Genomic DNA, 18,373 nt, shown 5'->3' with positions numbered 1-18,373 from the left:
CGCCCAGGCCTCCTACTGGATCACCACCGAGGCCCTCGCCGACTGGATCGCCACCCGCGGCTACGCCGCCTGATCCCACCACCAACGACAAGGGCTGGCCCCGAACGGGGCCGGCCCTCTCGTCATGCCCGCAGCGGGCAGTCCCGGGGGCTGTCAGTCGTCAGCAGGCGCGGGACGCGTCCTCGGAGCCGCGTGGGCAGGCGAGCTGGAGGTGATGGATCATGGTGGTACCTCCTCGTCCCGAACGATGGCACGAGGTTGCGCAGTTAGCAAGACGGACGTACGGTTTTGTTGACGACGAGAATCGGCGGTAAGTGTCCCCTAACCACGGCGACACCCCGGCCGGTGCGACAGACTGCTCAGGACTACTCACGGTCGCTGGTGTGAAGGAGTACGACGTGGCGAGCCTCGACACCTTCGGTGCGAAGACCCAGCTACGCGTCGGAGACGCGAGCTACGAGATTTTCAAGATCAGCAAGGTGGAGGGCCACGATCGGCTCCCCTACAGCCTGAAGATCCTGTTGGAGAACCTGCTCCGGACCGAGGACGGCGCGAACATCACCGCCGACCACATCCGGCAGCTCGGCGGCTGGGACCCCACCGCCGACCCGAGCGTGGAGATCCAGTTCACCCCGGCCCGGGTGCTCATGCAGGACTTCACCGGCGTGCCCTGCGTGGTCGACCTGGCCACCATGCGCGAGGCCGTCCGCGACCTCGGCGGCGACGCCACCAAGGTCAACCCGCTCGCCCCGGCCGAGCTGGTCATCGACCACTCGGTCATCGCCGACCTGTTCGGCCGCGAGGACGCCTTCCAGCGCAACGTCGAGCTCGAGTACGAGCGCAACAAGGAGCGCTACCAGTTCCTGCGCTGGGGCCAGACCGCGTTCAACGAGTTCAAGGTCGTCCCGCCGGGCACCGGCATCGTGCACCAGGTCAACATCGAGTACCTGGCCCGTACGATCATGGAGCGCAACGGCCAGGCGTACCCGGACACCGTGGTCGGCACCGACTCGCACACCACGATGGTCAACGGCCTGGGCGTGCTCGGCTGGGGCGTCGGCGGCATCGAGGCCGAGGCCGCCATGCTCGGCCAGCCGGTCAGCATGCTGATCCCGCGCGTGGTGGGCTTCAAGCTCTCCGGCGAGATGCCGGCCGGCACCACCGCCACCGACCTGGTGCTCACCATCACCGAGATGCTGCGCAAGCACGGCGTGGTCGGCAAGTTCGTCGAGTTCTACGGCCCGGGCGTGAGCGCCGTGCCGCTGGCCAACCGGGCCACCATCGGCAACATGTCCCCGGAGTACGGCTCCACCGTGGCGATCTTCCCGATCGACGGCGAGACCGTCCGCTACCTGGAGCTGACCGGCCGCGACCCGCAGCAGGTCGCGCTGGTCGAGGCGTACGCCAAGGAGCAGGGCCTCTGGCACGACCCGGACGCCGAGCCGGAGTACTCGGAGCGCCTGGAGCTGGACCTGAGCACCATCGAGCCGTCCCTGGCCGGTCCGAAGCGCCCGCAGGACCGGGTGCCGCTGGGCAGCGCCAAGACGCTGTTCCGCTCGGCGCTGACCGACTACGTGGCCGCCGACGAGACCGGTGGCGACCGGGGCCGCGCCGCTGGCGTGCCGCAGCAGGAGAAGCCGTTCGGGGTCGTGGGCCACGCCGACGAGGCCAGCGCCGAATCCTTCCCGGCCAGCGACTCCCCCGCCAACGGCGTCAGCGACCCGGCCGACGCCCCGCGCGACCTGGAGACCGCGGCGGTCGGCGCCGGCGGGCGGGCCAGCAACCCGATCCGGGTCACCGGCGACGACGGCACCGAGTTCGAGCTGGACCACGGCGCCGTGGTGATCGCCGCGATCACCTCCTGCACCAACACCTCCAACCCGCAGGTCATGATCGGGGCGGCGCTGCTGGCCCGCAACGCGGTGGAGAAGGGCCTGACCCGCAAGCCGTGGGTGAAGACCACCCTGGCGCCCGGCTCCAAGGTCGTCATGGACTACTACGAGCGGGCCGGCCTCACGCCCTACCTGGAGAAGCTCGGCTTCCACCTGGTCGGCTACGGCTGCACCACCTGCATCGGCAACTCCGGCCCGCTGCCGGAGGAGATCTCCGCCGCCGTCAACGACGCCGACCTGGCCGTCGTCTCGGTGCTGTCGGGCAACCGGAACTTCGAGGGCCGGATCAACCCGGACGTCAAGATGAACTACCTGGCGTCCCCGCCGCTGGTGGTCGCGTACGCGCTGGCCGGCACGATGGACATCGACCTGGCCAACGAGCCGATCGGCGAGGACAGCCAGGGCAACCCGGTGTTCCTGCGCGACATCTGGCCGAACACCGCCGAGATCCAGGACGTCATCGCCTCGGCGATCGGCGCCACCGGCTTCAGCGCGGCGTACGCGGACGTCTTCGCCGGCGACGAGCGCTGGCAGTCGCTGCCCACCCCGACCGGCGACACCTTCGCCTGGGCCGGCGACTCGACCTACGTCCGCAAGCCCCCGTACTTCGAGGGCATGGGGCGCCTGCCGGCGCCTGTCTCCGACATCGGTCCGGCTCGCGTGCTGGCCAAGCTGGGCGACTCGGTGACGACCGACCACATCTCCCCGGCCGGTTCCATCAAGGCCGACTCCCCCGCCGGGAAGTACCTCGCCGAGCACGGCGTGCCGCGGCACGAGTTCAACTCGTACGGCTCCCGCCGGGGCAACCACGAGGTCATGATCCGGGGCACCTTCGCCAACATCCGGCTGCGCAACCAGCTGGTCCCGGGTGTCGAGGGCGGCTTCACGGTCAACCACCTGACCGGCGAGCAGACCTCGATCTACGACGCCTCGGTGGCCTACCAGGAGGCGGGCGTCCCGCTGGTCGTCCTGGCCGGCAAGGAGTACGGCTCCGGCTCGTCGCGGGACTGGGCGGCCAAGGGCACCATGCTGCTCGGCGTCAAGGCGGTCATCGCCGAGTCGTACGAGCGGATCCACCGCTCCAACCTGATCGGCATGGGCGTGCTCCCGCTGCAGTTCCCGGCCGGCGAGACCGCCGAGTCGCTGGGCCTCACCGGCACGGAGACGTTCACCATCACCGGGGTGACCGCGCTGAACGACGGGGAGACCCCGCGCACGGTCAAGGTCAGCACCGACACCGGCGTCGAGTTCGACGCGGTCGTCCGGATCGACACGCCGGGTGAGGCGGACTACTACCGGCACGGCGGCATCCTGCAGTACGTGCTGCGCCGCATGATCGCCAGCTGACGCACCATCGAACAGGGCCCCTCCCGCGCTCGCGGGAGGGGCCCTGTCGCGTACCGGCTCGGCGCTCTCCGGGCGAGGCGGCGTCGCGGCTCACCTGCCCGCGCGCCGGCCCCGCGGTGGGGTCACCCGGCCCGGCGGCGAGCGTCCCGGGTCTTCATGGCGTGCTCCAGCAGCGTGATGAGCACCTCCTTGCTCGACTCCCGCTGCCGGGCGTCGCAGAGCAGCACCGGCACCCCGGGGTCGAGGTTCAGCGCCGACTGCACCTCGTCGAGCTGGTACTGCCGGGCGCCCTCGAAGCAGTTCACCGCCACCACGAACGGCGTGCCGCGCCCCTCGAAGTAGTCGATGGAGGGGAAGCAGTCCGCCAGCCGTCGGGTGTCCGCCAGCACCACCGCGCCGATCGCGCCGAGCGCCAGCTCGTCCCAGACGAACCAGAAGCGGTCCTGCCCGGGGGTGCCGAAGAGGTACAGCACCAGGTCGTCGCTGATGGTGATGCGACCGAAGTCCATCGCCACCGTGGTGGTCTTCTTGCCCTCCACCCCGGAGAGGTCGTCGATGCCGACCCCGCTCTCGGTCAGCACCTCCTCGGTGCGCAGGGGGCGTGTCTCGCTGACCGCGCCGACCATGGTGGTCTTGCCCACGCCGAAGCCACCCGCGACGAGGATCTTGATCGCGGTGGGCAGTGGCGGCGCTCCCGCCGGCCGCTCAGAGTGCCCGTAGTCCATTGATTACCGCCTCGAAAACGCTGTTGTCGGGAAGGCCGGCCGTGGTGCGCGGCTCGCGTACCTGCACCAGGCTGCGGGCCACCAGGTCGCCGAGCAGGACCCGGATGGTGCCCACCGGCAGGTCCATGTGGGCGGCGATCTCGGCGACGGACTGGATCCGCTGGCAGAGCCCGACGATCGCCAGGTGCTCCGGACCCAGTCCGACCTCCGGAGTCACGTCCGCGCGGGTCGCCGTCACCAGCGAGATCAGGTCGAACGTGCCGGTGACCGGCCGGGCCCGGCCACGGGTCACCGCGTAGGGGCGCACCACCGGGCCGGCGTGGTCGTCGACCCACTGGTGCTCGGCGGACTCCCCCTGCACCGTCATCGCGGTTACTTCTCGTCGGCCGGCTGCTCGGTCCGCGACGGCGACGCGACGTACTTGCCGACGCGGGTGACCAGCATCGCCATCTCGTAGGCGATCAGGCCGACGTCGGCGTCCTCGCTGGCGAGGACAGCCAGGCAGGCGTTGCGCCCGGCCGCCGTGACGAACAGGAACGACGACTGCATCTCGATGATGGTCTGCTGCACCTGCCCGCCACCGAAGCGCTTGCCCGCGCCCCGGGCCAGGCTCTGGATGCCGGCCGCCATCGCGGCCAGGTGCTCTCCGTCGTCCCGGCTGAGCCCTCGCGAGGCGGCCATCAACAGGCCGTCCGTCGAGAGCGCGACCGCGTGGTCGGCCTGCTTCACCCGGCCGACCAGATCATCCAGCAACCACGTCAGGTCGGCACTCGAAGCCGTCTTCTGCGCCACTCGTCGTCCTCTTCTCCCCCGGCTGTTGTCGCCGTACTCGTCTGGGCTGACCGCCACGCCGCGGGGTCACCCCGCAGTGCGGGCGGTGCCGGTCAGGTCGCCTGCTGATCGCCGACGTCGGGTCCCTCGCCGGCCCCGGCTCCCTCGCCTGTCTCGGGCCGGCCGCCGCCGGCCCCGCCGAGCAGCCGGGCGGCGTCCGTACGGCCACGCCGGGTGCCGCTCTGGTAGGAGCTCATCATCCGGCGCACCTGCTCCGGCGGGCGTACCGTGTCCTCGTCGTCGTTCCCGGCGGCGGGCTCGTCGCGCAGTTCCGGCGCGAGGCTGGCCTGCCGGACCCGGACCGGGAGCCCGGACCCGGTGCGCACCTGCTCGGGGCAGGGCACCCGTGCGGGGCCGGCGGCCGCCGTGCTCCCGACGCCCGACTCCGCCGCTCCGGCCGCCGGGACGGTCTCGTCAGGGGTGGCGGCCTGCGCCGGCGCGGACGGCTGCGGGGCGGCCACGGCCGGCCGGGCGGCGGTCACCGGCAGGCCGGTCGGGAAGGTCGGGCCGTCCAGGGCCGGCTGCATCGACGCGCCGCGCGCCCGGGTGGGGAGCCGCTCCTCCGTCGGGGTGGTCGACAGGCTCCGACCGCGCGACCGGGTGGGCAGGGCCCCCCCGTCGGAGTCCCCGGCAGGGGCCTCGGACTCCGGGGCCGACCGCGGCCTCGGCGCGGCCGGCGGCTCGGCCAGCGCCACCGTGGTGGGCTGCTCGGTGGCGGGAGTGGACGCGCCCGGCACCGGCGTGGTGGCCGGCACCCCGGCCGGGAAGCCGCCGGAGGTGCTCGGGTCCGCGTCGTCGGCGGTGACCAGCTCGGCCGGGATCAGCACGACCGCGGTGGTGCCGCCGTACGCCGACTCCTTGAGCTGCACCCGCACGCCGTGCCGCTCGGTCAGCCGGCTCACCACGTAGAGCCCCAGGCGGGAGGCGTTGGCCAGGTTCAGCTCGGACTGGTCGACGATCCGGTGGTTCGCGGCGGCCAGGTCCTCCTCGCTCATGCCCAGGCCGCGGTCCTCGATCTCGATGGCGAAGCCGTTGGCCACCATCTGCCCACGCACCTCGACGGTGGTGTGCGGCGGGGAGAACGACAGCCCGTTCTCGATCAGCTCGGCGAGCAGGTGGATGACGTCACCGACCGCCCGCCCGGTCAGCGAGACCGGGCCCAGGGGCAGCACGTTGACCCGGGTGTAGTCCTCGACCTCGGCGACCGCGCCCCGGACCACGTCGACCATCGGCACGTTGCGCCGCCACGCCCGGCCCGGGGTGGAGCCGGAGAGCACGATCAGGTTCTCGGCGTTGCGCCGCATCCGGGTGGCCAGGTGGTCGACCCGGAACAGGTCCTCCAGCTCCTCGGCGTCGTGCTCGCGGCGTTCCATCGCGTCGAGCAGGGTGAGCTGGCGGTGCACCAGCGCCTGGGTGCGCCGGGCCAGGCTGAGGAAGACGTCCCGGACGTTGCGGCGCAGCTCGGCCTGCTCGACGGCGGTGCGGATGGCGGTCTCCTGCACGGCGTTGAACGCCTTGCCCACCTGGCCGATCTCGTCGTCGCCGAACTCCAGCGGGGGCGCCTCCTTGGCGACGTCGACCTCCTCGCCGTGGCCGAGCCGCTCGACCACGCCGGGCAGCCGCTCGTTGGCGAGCCCGAACGCCGCGTCGCGCAGCCGCTCCAACTGCCGCACCAGGGCCCGGGCGGTGGTGACCGACATGGCAATGGAGGCGATGACGGCGAGCAGGCCCAGACCGGCGGCCAGCACCAGCCGGATGATGACGCCGGCGGCGATCGGCGTGGACCGGTCCACGAGCGCGTCGCCGGCCTCGATGATGAACCGCTGCTGCTCCTCGGCCACGACGTCCGCCGCCGCGCGCCACTGGGCGGCCGTGACGGTCGGCGGGCCGGACGTCCGTCCCGCGAGGACCATCCGGTCCTCCAGGGCGCGGAACGACGTGTACGTCTCGCCGCCGAGCAGCGCCTCGTACCGTGCCCGGTCGGCGTCGGCCAGGTCGTCGCGGGTCTGGCTGTCGAGGAAGCGCTGTGCACCGACGGTGCGGGCGAAGGCGGCGGACTCCTCCGGAGTCATCCGGCCCGCGGCGAGCGCCCCGGTGACCAGCGCGTCCTCCTGGGACATGAGTTCCCGGACCCGGACGAGCTGGATCAGTGCCACGGTTTCCCGCGCGAACTGCTCGTCGTCCAGGTTGCCCAGCGACCCGTACACCTGCAGCGTCGAGTCGATGAGCCCGGTGTACGCCTCGACGGCGGCGGCCCGGTCCACCTGGCGGGTGCGAATCGACTCGCGCACGCTGCCCAGCCGGTCCAGCCCGGCGACGACCGTGTCGATCTGTTGCTTGGTGTCGTCGCTCGCCGCCAGGTCGACCCGCCAGCCGCGGACGGACTCCCGGAAGTCGTCGGCGACGGCCTGGGTCCGCTGCCACTGCGCCTCGAGCTGGGCCCGCTCGGGCTCGCCCGCCCCGCCCAGGTACGCCGCGGAGGCCCGGCGCTCCGCCTGCAGCTCCAGCACGAGCGGCTCACTCGGCTGGGCGACCCGGCTGTCGAGCGCCTGCACCCAGATGAGGTTGACGCCCTCCCGCAGCGTCACCCACGCGGCGAAAGCCCACAGCGCAACGAGCGAGGCCAACATAGCCACGACTTTCCGGCGCAGATTCGAGCTGCGGGAACCCATGCGAAACCATCCCTGGCGGGGAGCCTGATTCATCCGATCGGCGGAAGCGCGTGTCGCTTCGACCGACCCGGCGCACGGTAGCAGTGTCACGACGATCGCTCAAGCGGTGCTGATCATGACGCTGCGCAGCGGGCCGCGGCCCGCTGCGGCGGTCAGTGTCCCATGTGGCCGTTCAGCCGCGCCAGGTACCGCGCCGCCAGCACGGCGGCCCGCACGATCAGCATCGGATGGTAGAGATCCTTGTCGTGCCACAGTGGAGCGGCGTGCCCGGTGACGTCGTCGTGGTCGTCGAGGAAGGCCAGCGCACGCCGCACGGCGGCGCCGACACCCGGCCGCGGCGGCCGTCCGTTGCCGAGCAGCACCTGCACGGCGTAGGCGGTCTCTTCCGGGGTGCCGTCCCACAGCCCCCACGAGCCGTCGGCCCGCTGGGTGTCCCGCACCCAGTCGACCGCCCGGTCGAGCGCCGCAGCGGCGGCCTCGGGCGCGTACTCGGACAGGGCGGCGGCGACCGCCGAGGTGGCGTAGTACGGCGAGGCGTGCCAGCGGTCCGTCCACCGGCCGTCGGGGAGCTGGCCGTCGATCAGCCAGCCGGCCACCCGGCGCGCCACGTCGGCGTGCGGTCGCCCCGGTTCGTGGCGGGCGTGCCAGCCCAGCGCCTCCAGCACGTGCGCGTTCGTGGTGACCGACGCGCCGTCCTCGCCCCGCCAGGTGCAGAAGTGCGCTCCGGTGTCGTACGCCAGCAGGCTGTCGGGGGCGACCGGACGGCCGAGGCGGGCCAGCGCGAAGAGGGTGGCGGCGGTGGTGTCGGCGTCCGTCGGGAGCCCCGGCGAGGTCGCCGCGCCGTCCGGGCCGACCACGGCGGCCAGGTCGGCGATCATCCGGCGGGGGACGTCCGGGGCCGCGCCGACCCGGGCGAGGCTGCTGAGCACCCACGCCCGCTCGAACACGGCGATGGGTGTCGTGCACGGGACGGGGCCGCCCCCCGGCCCGACGGCGTTCGTCAGGTAGCCCAGCGCCGCCCGGTCCACCCCTGGGCGGGAGGGGTCGCCCAGCCAGGCGGCGGTGGCGGCGGGCGAGGCGCCCACGGCGCCCAGGAGCGGCCGGACGGGCAGGTTCACCCGCGTCCGCTCGTCCAGCACCTCGAAGGCGTGCAAGAGCTTCTCCGGCACGGGCCGGCCGGCGGCGAGCAGCCGGCCGACCGCCTCGGACCGGTGCCGCGTCATGCCGTGCGGCATCGGCAGCGGTATTGCGTGCGCCCACCGCGACGGCTCGGTGCCGCCGGCCGGGCGCAGCAGCGCGTCGATCCGGTCGAGCAGGGCGGGCACGATCAGGTCCACGCCCGGCATGTCCGGCACCGGCTCGTCGGCGGCCAGCAGCCGCCGCAGCGCCCCGACGCCGCGGTCCACCACGGACACAGGCAGGTGCGTCGGCTCGCCCCGCCCGGCGCCGGACACCCACCTCAGCAGTGCCTCCACCGCGCTGAGGGTCGGCACCAGCCCGTACGCGCCGGGCGCCCCCCACGCACCGTCGGGCCGCTGCGCGGTCACCAGGTAGCGCAGGCGCCCGGCGTGCCCGGGCAACCAGGGCGCGTCGCTGACCAGCCGCGCCGTCTCGTACACCGAGGGCGAAACCGTGCCGGCGGGGCTGGCGGCCATCGCCGCCACGAGCGCCCGCCCGGCGGTGGCGAGCCCCGGCCCGCCGACCTCCGCCACGGCGACCGGGGCCGCCGTCACGACATCCCCCAGAAGTCGGCCAGCTGGTAGAAGCCACTGCTGAAGCCGATCTGCCGGGCCAGGTAGTCCGCCTCCCGCGGGCAGTCCGACCGGAGCGGGACGAGCATCCGCCGGCAGTCGTCCACCAGGGCGGCGAGCCGCTGCTCCACCTCGGCGCGGTCGTCGACCAGCAGGAGGGCGTTCAGGTCGCCCCAGCGCAGGTCCCGCTCGTACGTGCCGAGGTCGTTGGCGAGGCGCAGGGCGCGCTGCACCTCGTCGCTGACCGCGACCAGGTCGTCGAGCCGGGCGAGCGTGGCCTCGTCCCCGGTGTGGATCCAGTGCGCGACGTTGACGATCGTGCAGGCGAGGTTGTCGGCGTTGGCGAGGTACGCGTCGAGGCTCGGCAGGGCCGCCCGGTCGCCGGAGCGCCAGGCCGCCCTCCATGCCCACTCCCGGGCCATCGCCCCCACCGTCGCGCCCAGGCTGTTCCGCCACAGTGAACGGTGTGCGGCGAAGGCCGGGGCCGTCGCGAGTTCGTCCTGGAGCGCGGCCAGGTAGGCACCGAGGTGGTCGTCGGCGGCGGGCGGCTCGCCGGCGGCCACCGAGACGCAGCGGTCGACGAGCCGGTCGACCTCCTCCTGGGACTGTGCCCGGTGGTCGATCAGCCAGTCGAGGGCGAAGCCCCACAGCACGGTCCGGTTGGCGACCCGCAGCTGCTGCGGCGTGCACCACGGGGCACCGAACGCGATGGCCAGCGAGATGTTGGCGAACAGCATGGCGTCGAACGGCTCGGCGGGGAACAGCTCGGGGTGCGCGGCGGCCGACGCCCGGAGGTCGCGTTGCCCGCGGACGGCCACGCCGCAGATCCGCCCCTGTTCCCGCGCGTCGCGCAGCTCGTCCCGCCCGCCGCCTGCCGGCTCCGGTCCGGTCCCGGTGCCGTCCTGCGCGGTCGTCAGCGCCGGGATCATGCCGGCCTCTGCTCGCGAACCGGGGTCAGCGCCATGACCACCGGCCTGCCCGGGCGCAGGGCCGCCGCCAGCTGCTTGGGCGGCATCCCGGGCTCGCGCAGCCGGAAGCGGTAGCGGCTGAGGATCGTGGCCACCACGAGCGGAGCCTCCAGGTTGAACAGGTGATTGCCGAGGCACTGGTGCGGGCCACCGCCGAACGGGAAGTACGCGTACCGGTGGCTGCGGCGCGGCTGGTCGGCGCGGAACCGGTCGGGGTCGAAGGTGTCCGGGCGGTCCCAGTACCGGGCCAGCCGCTGGGTGATGTAGGAGCTGACGACGACGATGCTGCCGGCGGGGATGCGGGTGCCGCCGATGACGTCGTCCGCCAACGCCGCGCGCGGCAGCAGCCAGCCCGCGGGATACATCCGCAGCAGCTCGTCCACGACCGACCGGGTGTACGTGAGGGCGACCAACTGCTCCCGGCTGATCACCCGGTCGGTGCCCACCACCTCGTCCAGCTCCGCGTAGAGCCGTTCGGCGATCGCGGGGTGGGCGTCCAGGATCGGCCACAGCCAGGTCAGCACGGCGTAGGTGGTCTCGGTCGCGGTGGCGAACGAGGCCACCACGTCGTCGCGGACCCGCCGTTCGTCGAGCGGGCGGCCGTCGGCGTCCCGTGCGCGGGTCAGGGCGGCGAGCAGGTCGTCGCTGTCCCGCGGGTGGGCGAGCTCGGCCCGCACCAGCGGCAGCATGATGTCGTCGACGACACCGGTAGCGCGGCGCAGGGCGCGGTCTCCCGGCACCGGCACGGCGTCGGGCACGAAGGGCAGGAGCAGCCGCAGCCGCAGCGCGGTCACGATGGTGTCCTGGGCGGCGACGATCCGCAGCTGGTCGGCGAGGCTGACCCGGTCGGCGAAGAAGACACTGCTGATCGCCCGGCAGATGACCCGCCCTAGCTCCGCGCCGATGTCCAGCCACCGGCCGGTGCGGGCCGGCTCCTCAAACCCGTCCACCGCCTCGCTGACCGCGCGGCTCATGGTGTCCACGAGGGAGTCGATGCGCTTGGCCGTGAAGTGCGGCTGCATCCGCGCGCGACTGGCCTGCCACTCGGGGCCTTCGGACATGATGCCCTCCCCGGTGAACCGCCGCACCGGCCGCCAGAGCATGCTCCGCCCGCCGCGGGTGTAGTTGGCCGCGTTGTCCCGCAGGATGTGCTGCACGTGGGCCGGCTCGGTCACCAGGTACGGGCGGATGGTCCCGACGTTGAGCCGGATGACCTCGCCCTCCGCGGCGTCCGCCAGCGCGACGAGTTCGCGCAACGGGTCACGCAGGAGGCCCGGCAGCATCCTCCACAGTGGCACGCTCCGCGCCGCCCGCCCGTGCGGCCCGTCGGAACTCCGGTCAGCCATGGCACCCCTCACAGTCACGCTTCGCGGTGACAGACCGTCCTCCGGACGGCTGCCTTACGTCACGATTCGGAGAGCATGCCATCACCCGTTCGGACCCGCCAGAGCCGTACGAGAATTTTGCTCATGGGAATGCTGATCCATGAAGGAATTCGTGTCGGGTGTCACTCCTGGAGCGAGCGCAGGTAACGCCACTCGGCGGCCACCGGGCGGTAGCCGAACCACTCGTTCACCGCGCGCATGGCGTCGTTGCCGGCGTCGTTGACGGTGTACGCCCGTCGGTAGCCGGCCGACCGGGCCGACCGCAGCGACACGTGCTTGACCAGCCGGGCCAGGCCCCGGCCCCGCCACTCGGCGCGGGTGCCCGTCATCCCCGACAGATAGCGGGCGCCGCCGTCGGTCAGCGCGACGCTGAACGCCACCACCACCCCGTCCGCCACGGCCACCGTGGTCAGACCCCGGTCGAGGTCCGGCCGGTCCCAGTACGCGGCCCGCCAGTCGGCATAGCTGATCGCGTCCATCCCCACGTCGCCCGGCTCGTCGGCGGCGGCGGCCAGGTCCGCCTCGTAGAGCGGGCGCGGATCGGGCAGCTCGGCGGCCGTGGTCAGCCGCACCCCGGGCGGCGGCGCGGGCGGCGCCGGCAACGTCGCCGCCAGGTCCAGGCGCAGGATCAGGTTGCGTCGGCCGGGCCGGTAGCCGCGTCCCTCGGCGAAGGAGAGAGCCGCGGGCCCGTCGGCCACCCGCGCGTACGCCCGACGCACGCCGAGCCCGGCGAGCCGCTCCTCGGCGGCGGCGAGCAGCGCCGACCCGACGCCCCGCCCCCGCCGCTCGGGGCGCACGACCAGGTTGACGAAGCCGAGCCCGGGCTCGGCGCTCTCGTGCAGCAGTCCCGTCCGGGCGACGCCGGCGATCCCGTCGCCCGTCTCGGCGACCAGCATCCCGAAGCGCTCCGCCGGCTTGCCGGTCGCCTGCCAGGCGAGCAACGCAGGCGTGACGACCAGGTGGGGCTCGGCGGCGCGGAGCAGGCCGGCCACCGGCGTCGCGTCGCGCGGCCCGGCGGCCCGGACGGTAGGGAGCATGGCTGGGGAACCTACCGCAGCGGGCGGCGCGGCGGGGGGCGGCCGGCGGTGGAATCCGGGCGCGCCCGCACGGCCTGTGCCAGGCTCAGGGCATGGACGACAAGACCATCCTGAACCGGATCTCCGAGCTGGTCGACGAGGAGCACCGGCTGCGCGCCGACGCGCAGGCCAACGAGTCGGGCACCGACGACGACGCCCGCAACCGGCTGCGCGAGCTGGAGGAGTCCCTCGACCAGTGCTGGGACCTGCTGCGCCGGCGGCGGGCCGCCCGGCAGACCCACGGCGACCCGGACGCCCAGGGGATGCGCCCCAAGCCCGAGGTCGAGCGCTACCTGCAGTGACCCGGGCCCCGGGGCGGCCGGGCGTCGGCCGCCCCGGGGCACCCGGTCAGCGGATCCCCGCCTCCCGCAGCAGCAGCGCGGTCAGCGCCGCCGGGTCGGCCTCCCCCGCCGGCAGCCCCCGGGCCGCGAACCAGGTCGCCACCACCCGGACGTCGCGGGCCAGGAACTCCGGCCCCTGCGGGTTGGCCACCACGTCGACCACCTGCGGCAGGTCGATCAGCACCAGGCGCCCCGCGTGCACCAGCAGGTTGTACGGCGACAGGTCGCCGTGCGCGAGGCCGGCGCGGGCGAGCACCACCAGGGCGTCCACCATCTGGTCCCACAGGTCGCGCAGCTCACCGGCCTCCGGCCGCAGCTGGGCCAGCCGGGGCGCGGCCAGCCCCTCGGCCGGGTCCCCGAGGAACTCCAGCATCAGCTCCGTGCCGCGCAGCTGCACTGGGTAGGGGACGGAGATCGTGCCGTACCGGGCGCCGATCTCCCAGAGCCGGGCCAGCGCGGCGAACTCGGCCGCCGCCCACTGCCCGGCGATCATCTCCCGGCCGAACGCGGTCCGCCCGGCCATCGCCCGATTCTCCCGGGACCGGCGGACCCGGCGCCCCTCCAGATAGCCGGCGTCGCGGTGGAAGAGCCGGTGTTGGGCGTCCCGGTAGCGCTTGACGGCCAGCAGGCAGGAACGGTCGGTGCCGGGCACGGCCCGGCGCACCAGGTGGACGTCCGCCTCCTTGCCGGTCTTCAGGACACCGAGCTCGGTGTCCTTCGCGGCCAGCTCGGTGACCAGCCAGTCCGGGTGGGGCTGCGGGCCGTGCACGGCGTCGTCCCAGGAGGACCAGCGCTCCCCCGTGTCGGGGTCCGGCTCGGCGTCGGGGTCGGCGGGGACGGGCTCGGCCGCCCGGCCGCGCTTCAGGAAGAGCGGTTCGTCGTCGTCGAAGCGGCGCTTGCCGCGGGTACGGCGCTCGCGCGCCGGAAGGTCGTGATCGCGCACTGCGGTGGTGATCCCTTGCTCGAGGCTGATGGAGGCAGGTGGATGTGACCTGCGAAGACGGCCATGACCGACCCCCTCTCCTCGACCGGGCGCACGCCCGGGTGCACGATGCGCCGACCATGCTCTCGGCCCGGTGGCGCCCGGTCAACCGAATTACCCGAGCCGCCCGACCCGCGCCCGGGACCGCCCAGACGGCACGGCCGGCCGGCCCGGCGGCACGGCCGGCCGGTCCGCCGCCGCGGTGCCGCAGCCCCGCCGCTCAGCCGCCGGGATGTCTCCGCCGGCCGCTCAGCCGCCGAGCACCACCGCGACGGCGGCGATCAGGCCGTCCACGGTGCGGGTCGGCGCGAAGCGGCGGTCGGCCCAGGTGCGCCCCCGGTGCAGCCAGACGCTGGGCAGGCCGACGGCGGCGGCGCCGCCGATGTCCGCCTCCGGCCCGTCGCCGACCACCCAGGCGCCGCGCAGCGGGCAGGAGCAGCGACAGCCGGGCACCCTACGGGACTCCGGTACTCGCCGACAGGCCCGAGCGGCGGCCTCCGTCAGGCCGGCAGCGACGAACGGGCGCGTCCCTGGTCGGGAAGGCGGTCCAGCAGCATGGAGTGGGCCGCCCGGGTGGCCGCGAGGGCCTCTGGCGCCAGCGCGACGACCAGCACGGCCTCGCCGGTGTCCGCGCCCCGCGCCAGCGGCCGGCCCTCCGGGTCGTAGACCGCGGCGCCACCGTTGAACCGCCACGGGTCCGCGCCGTCGACGGAGTTGGCGAACACCACGTACATCGTGTTGTCCAGCGCGCGGGCGGCGTAGTAGAGGTCGCGGCGGTGCTCGGAGCCGGCCAGGTAGCCGCTCGGGCACAGGTAGCCGTGCGCCCCGTCGGCCGCGGCGGCGCGGCCGTGCTCCGGGAAGCAGCCGTCGTAGCAGATGCCGAGCCCGAGCCGCCAGTCGTCGACGAGCAGGGTGGCGCCCCGGTCGCCGGGGCTGAACAGCTCGCGTTCGCCGCTCCAGAGCTGCTGCTTGTCGTACCCGACGCGGACCACGCCGGCCCGGTCGACCACCAGGGACGAGATGGTCCGCCGCCCGTCCGGGTGCCGGACCGCCGCGCCGACCACCACGGCGGCGCCGCCGTCGCGGGCGGCCTCGCGCAGCGGGTCCAGCCGAGGGTCGGCGACGGTCGCCGTGGCGTCGGCCGCGACGTCGGTGCCGGCCGGGTCGGCCGCGAGCGTCGGCGGGTGGTACGCGGGCAGGAAGAGCTCGGGCAGCACGGTCACCCGCGCACCCCGCTCCGTCGCCCGGCGGACCAGCCGGGCGGCGCTCGCCGCGTTGCCAGCCACGTCTCCGGGGACAGGCTCGGCCTGCACGGCGGCGACGGTCAGCGGGGCGGCGGGGACCGCGACGGCGGCGGGGAGTGGCGTCACGGGCCCGATCCTAGCGGGCGGGCGGAGGCATGATGATCATTCGTGCGCCGCAACCAAGCCGTACGTACGGTTTGCGTGACGGGGGGTGACCTGACACGATCGACCCGTGCCCAGAGTAAGTCAGGACCAGCTCGACGCCCGTCGGCAGGAGATCCTCGCCGCCGCGCGGGCGTGTTTCGCGCGGCACGGCTACGAGGGCGCCACCGTGCGTCGGCTCGAAGAGGCCACCCGGCTGTCCCGGGGCGCGATCTTCCACCACTTCCGCGACAAGGACTCGCTCTTCCTCGCGGTCGCCGAGGACGACGCCGCCGCCATGGTGGAGACGGTCGCCCGCAACGGCCTGGTCCAGGTGATGCGCGACCTGCTGGCCGGCGCGGTCTCCCCCGACACCACCGGCTGGCTCGGCAGCCAGCTGGAGGTCTCCCGGCGGCTGCGGACCGACCCGGCGTTCGCCAAGCGGTGGGCGGAACGATCGGCGGCGGTCGCCGAGGCGACCCGCGAACGGCTGGCCCGCCAGCGGGAGGCGGGCGTGCTCCGCGAGGACGTGCCGATCGACGTGCTGGCCCAGTTCCTCGAACTGGCCTACGACGGCCTGGTGCTGCACCTCGCGATGGGACGCCCCGCCGGCGACCTCGGCCCGGTGCTCGACCTGGTCGAGGAAGCGGTCCGCCGCCGCTGACCGGCCACCCCGGTCGCGGCGCCGCCCCGGGTGTCCGGAGCCGCCACCCGTTCCGTATCGGTCCGGTAACTCGCCCCTCGCGGTCGGTCCGCCCTGGCGGGACTGCTCCACAATGAGGCCGCGATCCCCTCGCACGACAGGAGCAGCAGATGTCTGTCCTCGCCGCACCGGGTGACACCTGGGGCATTCCCGGGCCCGTCTTCCTCCGGGTCTACCTCCTCGCCGCCGCCGTGGTCGTCGTCGGCGCCATCGTCCACCGCATCCGCGTCCTCGCCGGCCCGCCGGCCGGCGACGTCGGCCAGCTCGGCCCGCAACAGGTCGCCTACCTCAACGGTGGGGAGCAGCTGGCGATCTGGGCCTCGCTCGGCGGGCTGCGGAGCAGCGGGGCGATCGGCGTACGGCCGGACCGGCGGCTGACCACCGGCGGCCCGCTGCCGGCCGGGACCACGCCGCTGGACCAGGCGATCCACCTCGCGGCCGGCCGGAACGCGACCACCCGCGCGCTGCACCGCGACGAGTGGGTACGCCGGGCGCTCGACCAGCTCCGGACCAGCCTGGAGCAGCGCGGGCTCGCGCTCACGCAGGCGCGCCGGGCGGCGCTGCGCCAGTGGGCGTTCCTGCTCACCCTCCTGCTGGCGGTCGGCGTGTTCCGGATCTTCGCGGGCCTGTCGAACGACCGCCCGGTGGGTTGGCTCGTGCTGAGCCAGATCCCGCTGATCGTGGTGGCCGTCCTGCTGCACCGGGTGCCCCGGCGGACCCGCGCCGCCACCCGCGAGCTGCGCGGCCTGCGACAGCAGCACACCTACCTCGCGCCCGCGTCCACCCCCGCCTACGCCACCTACGGCGCGGCGGGCGCCGCGATGGGGGTGGCGTTGTTCGGCACCGCGTCACTGTGGGCGATGGACCCCGGCTTCGCCGAGCAGGCCGAGATCCAGCGGCAGGCGGCGAGCGGTGGTGGCGGCTCCTCCGGCTGTGGTGGCGGCAGCTCGTGCGGCGGCGGCGGGGGCGGCGGGGGCGGCTGCGGGGGCGGTTGCGGAGGCGGGTGCGGCGGATGACCGGCCCGCGCGGGGTGGGCATCGGCTGGCGACCGGAGATCGCCGGTTTCGTCGCCGACCTGCCCGGGCTGCGCTTCGTGGAGGTGGTCGCGGAGGGCGTCACCGCGACCGGGCCGCTGCCCGCCGGGCTCGCCGAGCTGCGCGAACGCGGCGTGACCGTCGTGCCGCACGGCGTGCGGCTCTCCCTCGGCGGCGCGGAGCCGGTCGACCCGGCCCGGGTCGCCCACCTGGCCGCGGTGGCGGAACTGGTCGAGGCGCCACTGGTCAGCGAGCACATCGCGTTCGTCCGGGCCGGCGGCGTCGAGGCCGGCCACCTGCTGCCGCTGCCGCGCAGCCGGGAGGCGGTCGACGCGGTCTGCGCCAACGTCGCCCGCGCGCAGGCCGAGCTGCCGGCGCCGATCGCGCTGGAGCCGATCGCCGCCCTGTTCGACTGGCCCGACGACGAGCTCGACGAGGCCGACTTCCTGACCGAGATCCTGGACCGCACCGGCGCGTTCCTGCTGCTCGACGTCGCCAACGTGTACGCCAACGCCCGCAACCGGGGCGGCGACCCGGTCGCGCTGCTCGACCGGCTGCCGTTGGACCGGATCGCCTACCTGCACGTGGCGGGCGGCGCCGACCACGGCGGCTTCTACCACGACACCCACACCGACCCGGTTCCAGCCGCGGTGCTCGACCTGCTGCGCGAGCTGTGCGCCCGGCACCGGCCGCCGGCGCTGCTGCTGGAACGCGACGGGCACTACCCGCCCGCGGCCACGCTGCGCGCCGAGCTGGACGCCCTCGCCGCCGCCTCCGGCTTCCCGGCGGTGACGTGAACGGCGACCTGGCCGCCCGGCAGGCGGAACTGGTGGCGGCGCTGGTGGCCGGCGGCCCGCCCCCATCCGGCTTCGACCCGGCCGCGCTCGCCGCCGCCCGGGCCGCGCTGCTGCGCAAGCGGGCCGGGGACGTGGCCCGGCACTGGCCGCTGCTCGCCGCCGGCCTCGGCACGGACTGGCCGGCGACCTTCGCCCGGTGGGCGGCGGGGCGGCCGACCGCCGGCTCCCTGCGCGACGGCTGGGACCTTGCCCGCGACCTGCGCGACCGGGGCTCGCTGCCGCCGCTGGGCGCGGAGGAGCTGGCCGCCCGGGAGGCCACCGACCGCTACGACGGGCACGGGCCGCCGCGGCCCCGCCGCCTGCCGGGGTGGGGGCGCGCCGGCGGCGCCGTCGCGGTCCAGCTCGCCGGTCGGGTACGCCTGCTGCGCCGCGCGCGCCGCTGACTCGACCCACCGCCCCCGGCTGGCGCATCCGCCCGGGTACG

16 protein-coding genes and 1 pseudogene are annotated in these 18,373 nt (G+C 74.6%); 6 read left to right on the top strand and 11 right to left on the bottom strand.

Annotated elements, in window-relative coordinates:
• The first annotated feature begins 383 nt into the window (after positions 1-383).
• Positions 384-3,239 carry an aconitate hydratase gene (locus ACGFZ2_RS18615; protein ID WP_393268830.1) on the top strand — a complete coding sequence of 952 codons (2,856 nt, stop codon included), beginning with the start codon at positions 384-386 and terminating at the stop codon, positions 3,237-3,239.
• Positions 3,240-3,361: 122 nt separating this feature from the next.
• Here ACGFZ2_RS18615 and ACGFZ2_RS18610 read toward each other — a convergent pair whose 3' ends face one another.
• From ACGFZ2_RS18610 to ACGFZ2_RS18575, 8 genes are all read right to left on the bottom strand, one after another.
• Positions 3,362-3,964, bottom strand: coding sequence for an ATP/GTP-binding protein (locus tag ACGFZ2_RS18610; protein ID WP_393454957.1), 603 nt, complete (start codon positions 3,962-3,964; stop codon positions 3,362-3,364).
• Positions 3,945-4,331 carry a DUF742 domain-containing protein gene (locus tag ACGFZ2_RS18605; protein ID WP_350686947.1) on the bottom strand — a complete coding sequence of 129 codons (387 nt, stop codon included), beginning with the start codon at positions 4,329-4,331 and terminating at the stop codon, positions 3,945-3,947. The genes ACGFZ2_RS18610 and ACGFZ2_RS18605 overlap by 20 nt, the downstream gene beginning before the upstream one ends.
• 5 nt (positions 4,332-4,336) lie before the next feature.
• The gene (locus ACGFZ2_RS18600) at positions 4,337-4,756 is read right to left on the bottom strand and encodes a roadblock/LC7 domain-containing protein (RefSeq protein ID WP_350686945.1); all 420 of its coding nucleotides are present in this window, start codon (positions 4,754-4,756) and stop codon (positions 4,337-4,339) included.
• A gap of 92 nt (positions 4,757-4,848) precedes the next feature.
• The gene (locus tag ACGFZ2_RS18595) at positions 4,849-7,425 is read right to left on the bottom strand and encodes a nitrate- and nitrite sensing domain-containing protein (RefSeq protein WP_393454954.1); all 2,577 of its coding nucleotides are present in this window, start codon (positions 7,423-7,425) and stop codon (positions 4,849-4,851) included.
• Positions 7,426-7,619: 194 nt separating this feature from the next.
• On the bottom strand, positions 7,620-9,200 hold the full coding sequence (locus ACGFZ2_RS18590) for a prenyltransferase/squalene oxidase repeat-containing protein (RefSeq protein ID WP_393454951.1): 1,581 nt from the start codon (positions 9,198-9,200) through the stop codon (positions 7,620-7,622).
• Positions 9,197-10,147: a terpene synthase family protein gene (locus tag ACGFZ2_RS18585; RefSeq protein WP_393454948.1), complete on the bottom strand. Its 951-nt coding sequence runs from the start codon at positions 10,145-10,147 to the stop codon at positions 9,197-9,199. The genes ACGFZ2_RS18590 and ACGFZ2_RS18585 overlap by 4 nt, the downstream gene beginning before the upstream one ends.
• Entirely contained in the window at positions 10,144-11,484 is a 1,341-nt protein-coding gene (locus tag ACGFZ2_RS18580) for a cytochrome P450 (RefSeq protein ID WP_393269044.1), read from the bottom strand. The genes ACGFZ2_RS18585 and ACGFZ2_RS18580 overlap by 4 nt, the downstream gene beginning before the upstream one ends.
• Before the next feature lie 209 nt (positions 11,485-11,693).
• Positions 11,694-12,608: a GNAT family N-acetyltransferase gene (locus tag ACGFZ2_RS18575; RefSeq protein ID WP_393268842.1), complete on the bottom strand. Its 915-nt coding sequence runs from the start codon at positions 12,606-12,608 to the stop codon at positions 11,694-11,696.
• A 92-nt stretch (positions 12,609-12,700) separates the two neighbouring features.
• On the opposite strand from ACGFZ2_RS18575, the gene ACGFZ2_RS18570 reads away from it, so the two are divergent.
• Positions 12,701-12,949, top strand: a complete 249-nt coding sequence (locus ACGFZ2_RS18570; RefSeq protein WP_393268845.1) for a DUF2630 family protein — start codon at positions 12,701-12,703, stop codon at positions 12,947-12,949.
• Positions 12,950-12,995: 46 nt separating this feature from the next.
• Here the strand turns inward: ACGFZ2_RS18570 and ACGFZ2_RS18565 are convergent, their stop codons facing one another.
• The 3 genes and pseudogenes from ACGFZ2_RS18565 to ACGFZ2_RS18555 all read right to left on the bottom strand — a co-directional run bounded on the left by ACGFZ2_RS18565 (position 12,996) and on the right by ACGFZ2_RS18555 (position 15,340).
• Positions 12,996-13,931 (bottom strand): serine protein kinase RIO, encoded by a 936-nt coding sequence (locus ACGFZ2_RS18565; RefSeq protein WP_393454945.1) that lies wholly within the window; start codon positions 13,929-13,931, stop codon positions 12,996-12,998.
• A 288-nt stretch (positions 13,932-14,219) separates the two neighbouring features.
• Positions 14,220-14,405, bottom strand: a pseudogene (locus ACGFZ2_RS18560) (HAD hydrolase-like protein); the annotation flags it as partial.
• Positions 14,406-14,470: 65 nt separating this feature from the next.
• Entirely contained in the window at positions 14,471-15,340 is an 870-nt protein-coding gene (locus ACGFZ2_RS18555; protein WP_393268850.1) for a carbon-nitrogen hydrolase family protein, read from the bottom strand.
• Between the two features lie 106 nt (positions 15,341-15,446).
• On the opposite strand from ACGFZ2_RS18555, the gene ACGFZ2_RS18550 reads away from it, so the two are divergent.
• From ACGFZ2_RS18550 to ACGFZ2_RS18535, 4 genes are all read left to right on the top strand, one after another.
• Positions 15,447-16,019, top strand: a complete 573-nt coding sequence (locus tag ACGFZ2_RS18550) for a helix-turn-helix domain-containing protein (protein WP_350685345.1) — start codon at positions 15,447-15,449, stop codon at positions 16,017-16,019.
• A 149-nt stretch (positions 16,020-16,168) separates the two neighbouring features.
• A complete protein-coding gene (locus tag ACGFZ2_RS18545; protein WP_393454942.1) occupies positions 16,169-17,074 on the top strand; it encodes a TIGR04222 domain-containing membrane protein in 906 nt (301 codons plus the stop codon).
• Entirely contained in the window at positions 17,071-17,889 is an 819-nt protein-coding gene (locus ACGFZ2_RS18540; protein WP_393454939.1) for a DUF692 domain-containing protein, read from the top strand. Before ACGFZ2_RS18545 ends, ACGFZ2_RS18540 begins: the two co-directional genes overlap by 4 nt.
• On the top strand, positions 17,886-18,332 hold the full coding sequence (locus ACGFZ2_RS18535) for a hypothetical protein (protein WP_393268856.1): 447 nt from the start codon (positions 17,886-17,888) through the stop codon (positions 18,330-18,332). The genes ACGFZ2_RS18540 and ACGFZ2_RS18535 overlap by 4 nt, the downstream gene beginning before the upstream one ends.
• Positions 18,333-18,373: the final 41 nt, after the last annotated feature.

The organism is Micromonospora sp. NPDC048063 (genome assembly GCF_043202855.1).
Taxonomy (GTDB): domain Bacteria; phylum Actinomycetota; class Actinomycetes; order Mycobacteriales; family Micromonosporaceae; genus Micromonospora.
Note: the sequence above shows the minus strand (reverse complement) of the source record. Positions and strands in the feature narration are given on the sequence as shown.

Excerpts from the sequence above, each read along its gene's own strand:
- ACGFZ2_RS18570 (WP_393268845.1), top strand. The coding sequence starts at position 12,701 with ATGGACGACAAGACCATCCTGAACCGGATCTCCGAGCTGGTCGACGAG.
- ACGFZ2_RS18595 (WP_393454954.1), bottom strand. The coding sequence starts at position 7,425 with ATGTTGGCCTCGCTCGTTGCGCTGTGGGCTTTCGCCGCGTGGGTGACG.
- ACGFZ2_RS18575 (WP_393268842.1), bottom strand. The coding sequence starts at position 12,608 with ATGCTCCCTACCGTCCGGGCCGCCGGGCCGCGCGACGCGACGCCGGTG.
- ACGFZ2_RS18605 (WP_350686947.1), bottom strand. The coding sequence starts at position 4,331 with ATGACGGTGCAGGGGGAGTCCGCCGAGCACCAGTGGGTCGACGACCAC.
- ACGFZ2_RS18545 (WP_393454942.1), top strand. The coding sequence starts at position 16,169 with ATGTCTGTCCTCGCCGCACCGGGTGACACCTGGGGCATTCCCGGGCCC.
- ACGFZ2_RS18540 (WP_393454939.1), top strand. The coding sequence starts at position 17,071 with ATGACCGGCCCGCGCGGGGTGGGCATCGGCTGGCGACCGGAGATCGCC.
- ACGFZ2_RS18585 (WP_393454948.1), bottom strand. The coding sequence starts at position 10,147 with ATGATCCCGGCGCTGACGACCGCGCAGGACGGCACCGGGACCGGACCG.
- ACGFZ2_RS18610 (WP_393454957.1), bottom strand. The coding sequence starts at position 3,964 with ATGGACTACGGGCACTCTGAGCGGCCGGCGGGAGCGCCGCCACTGCCC.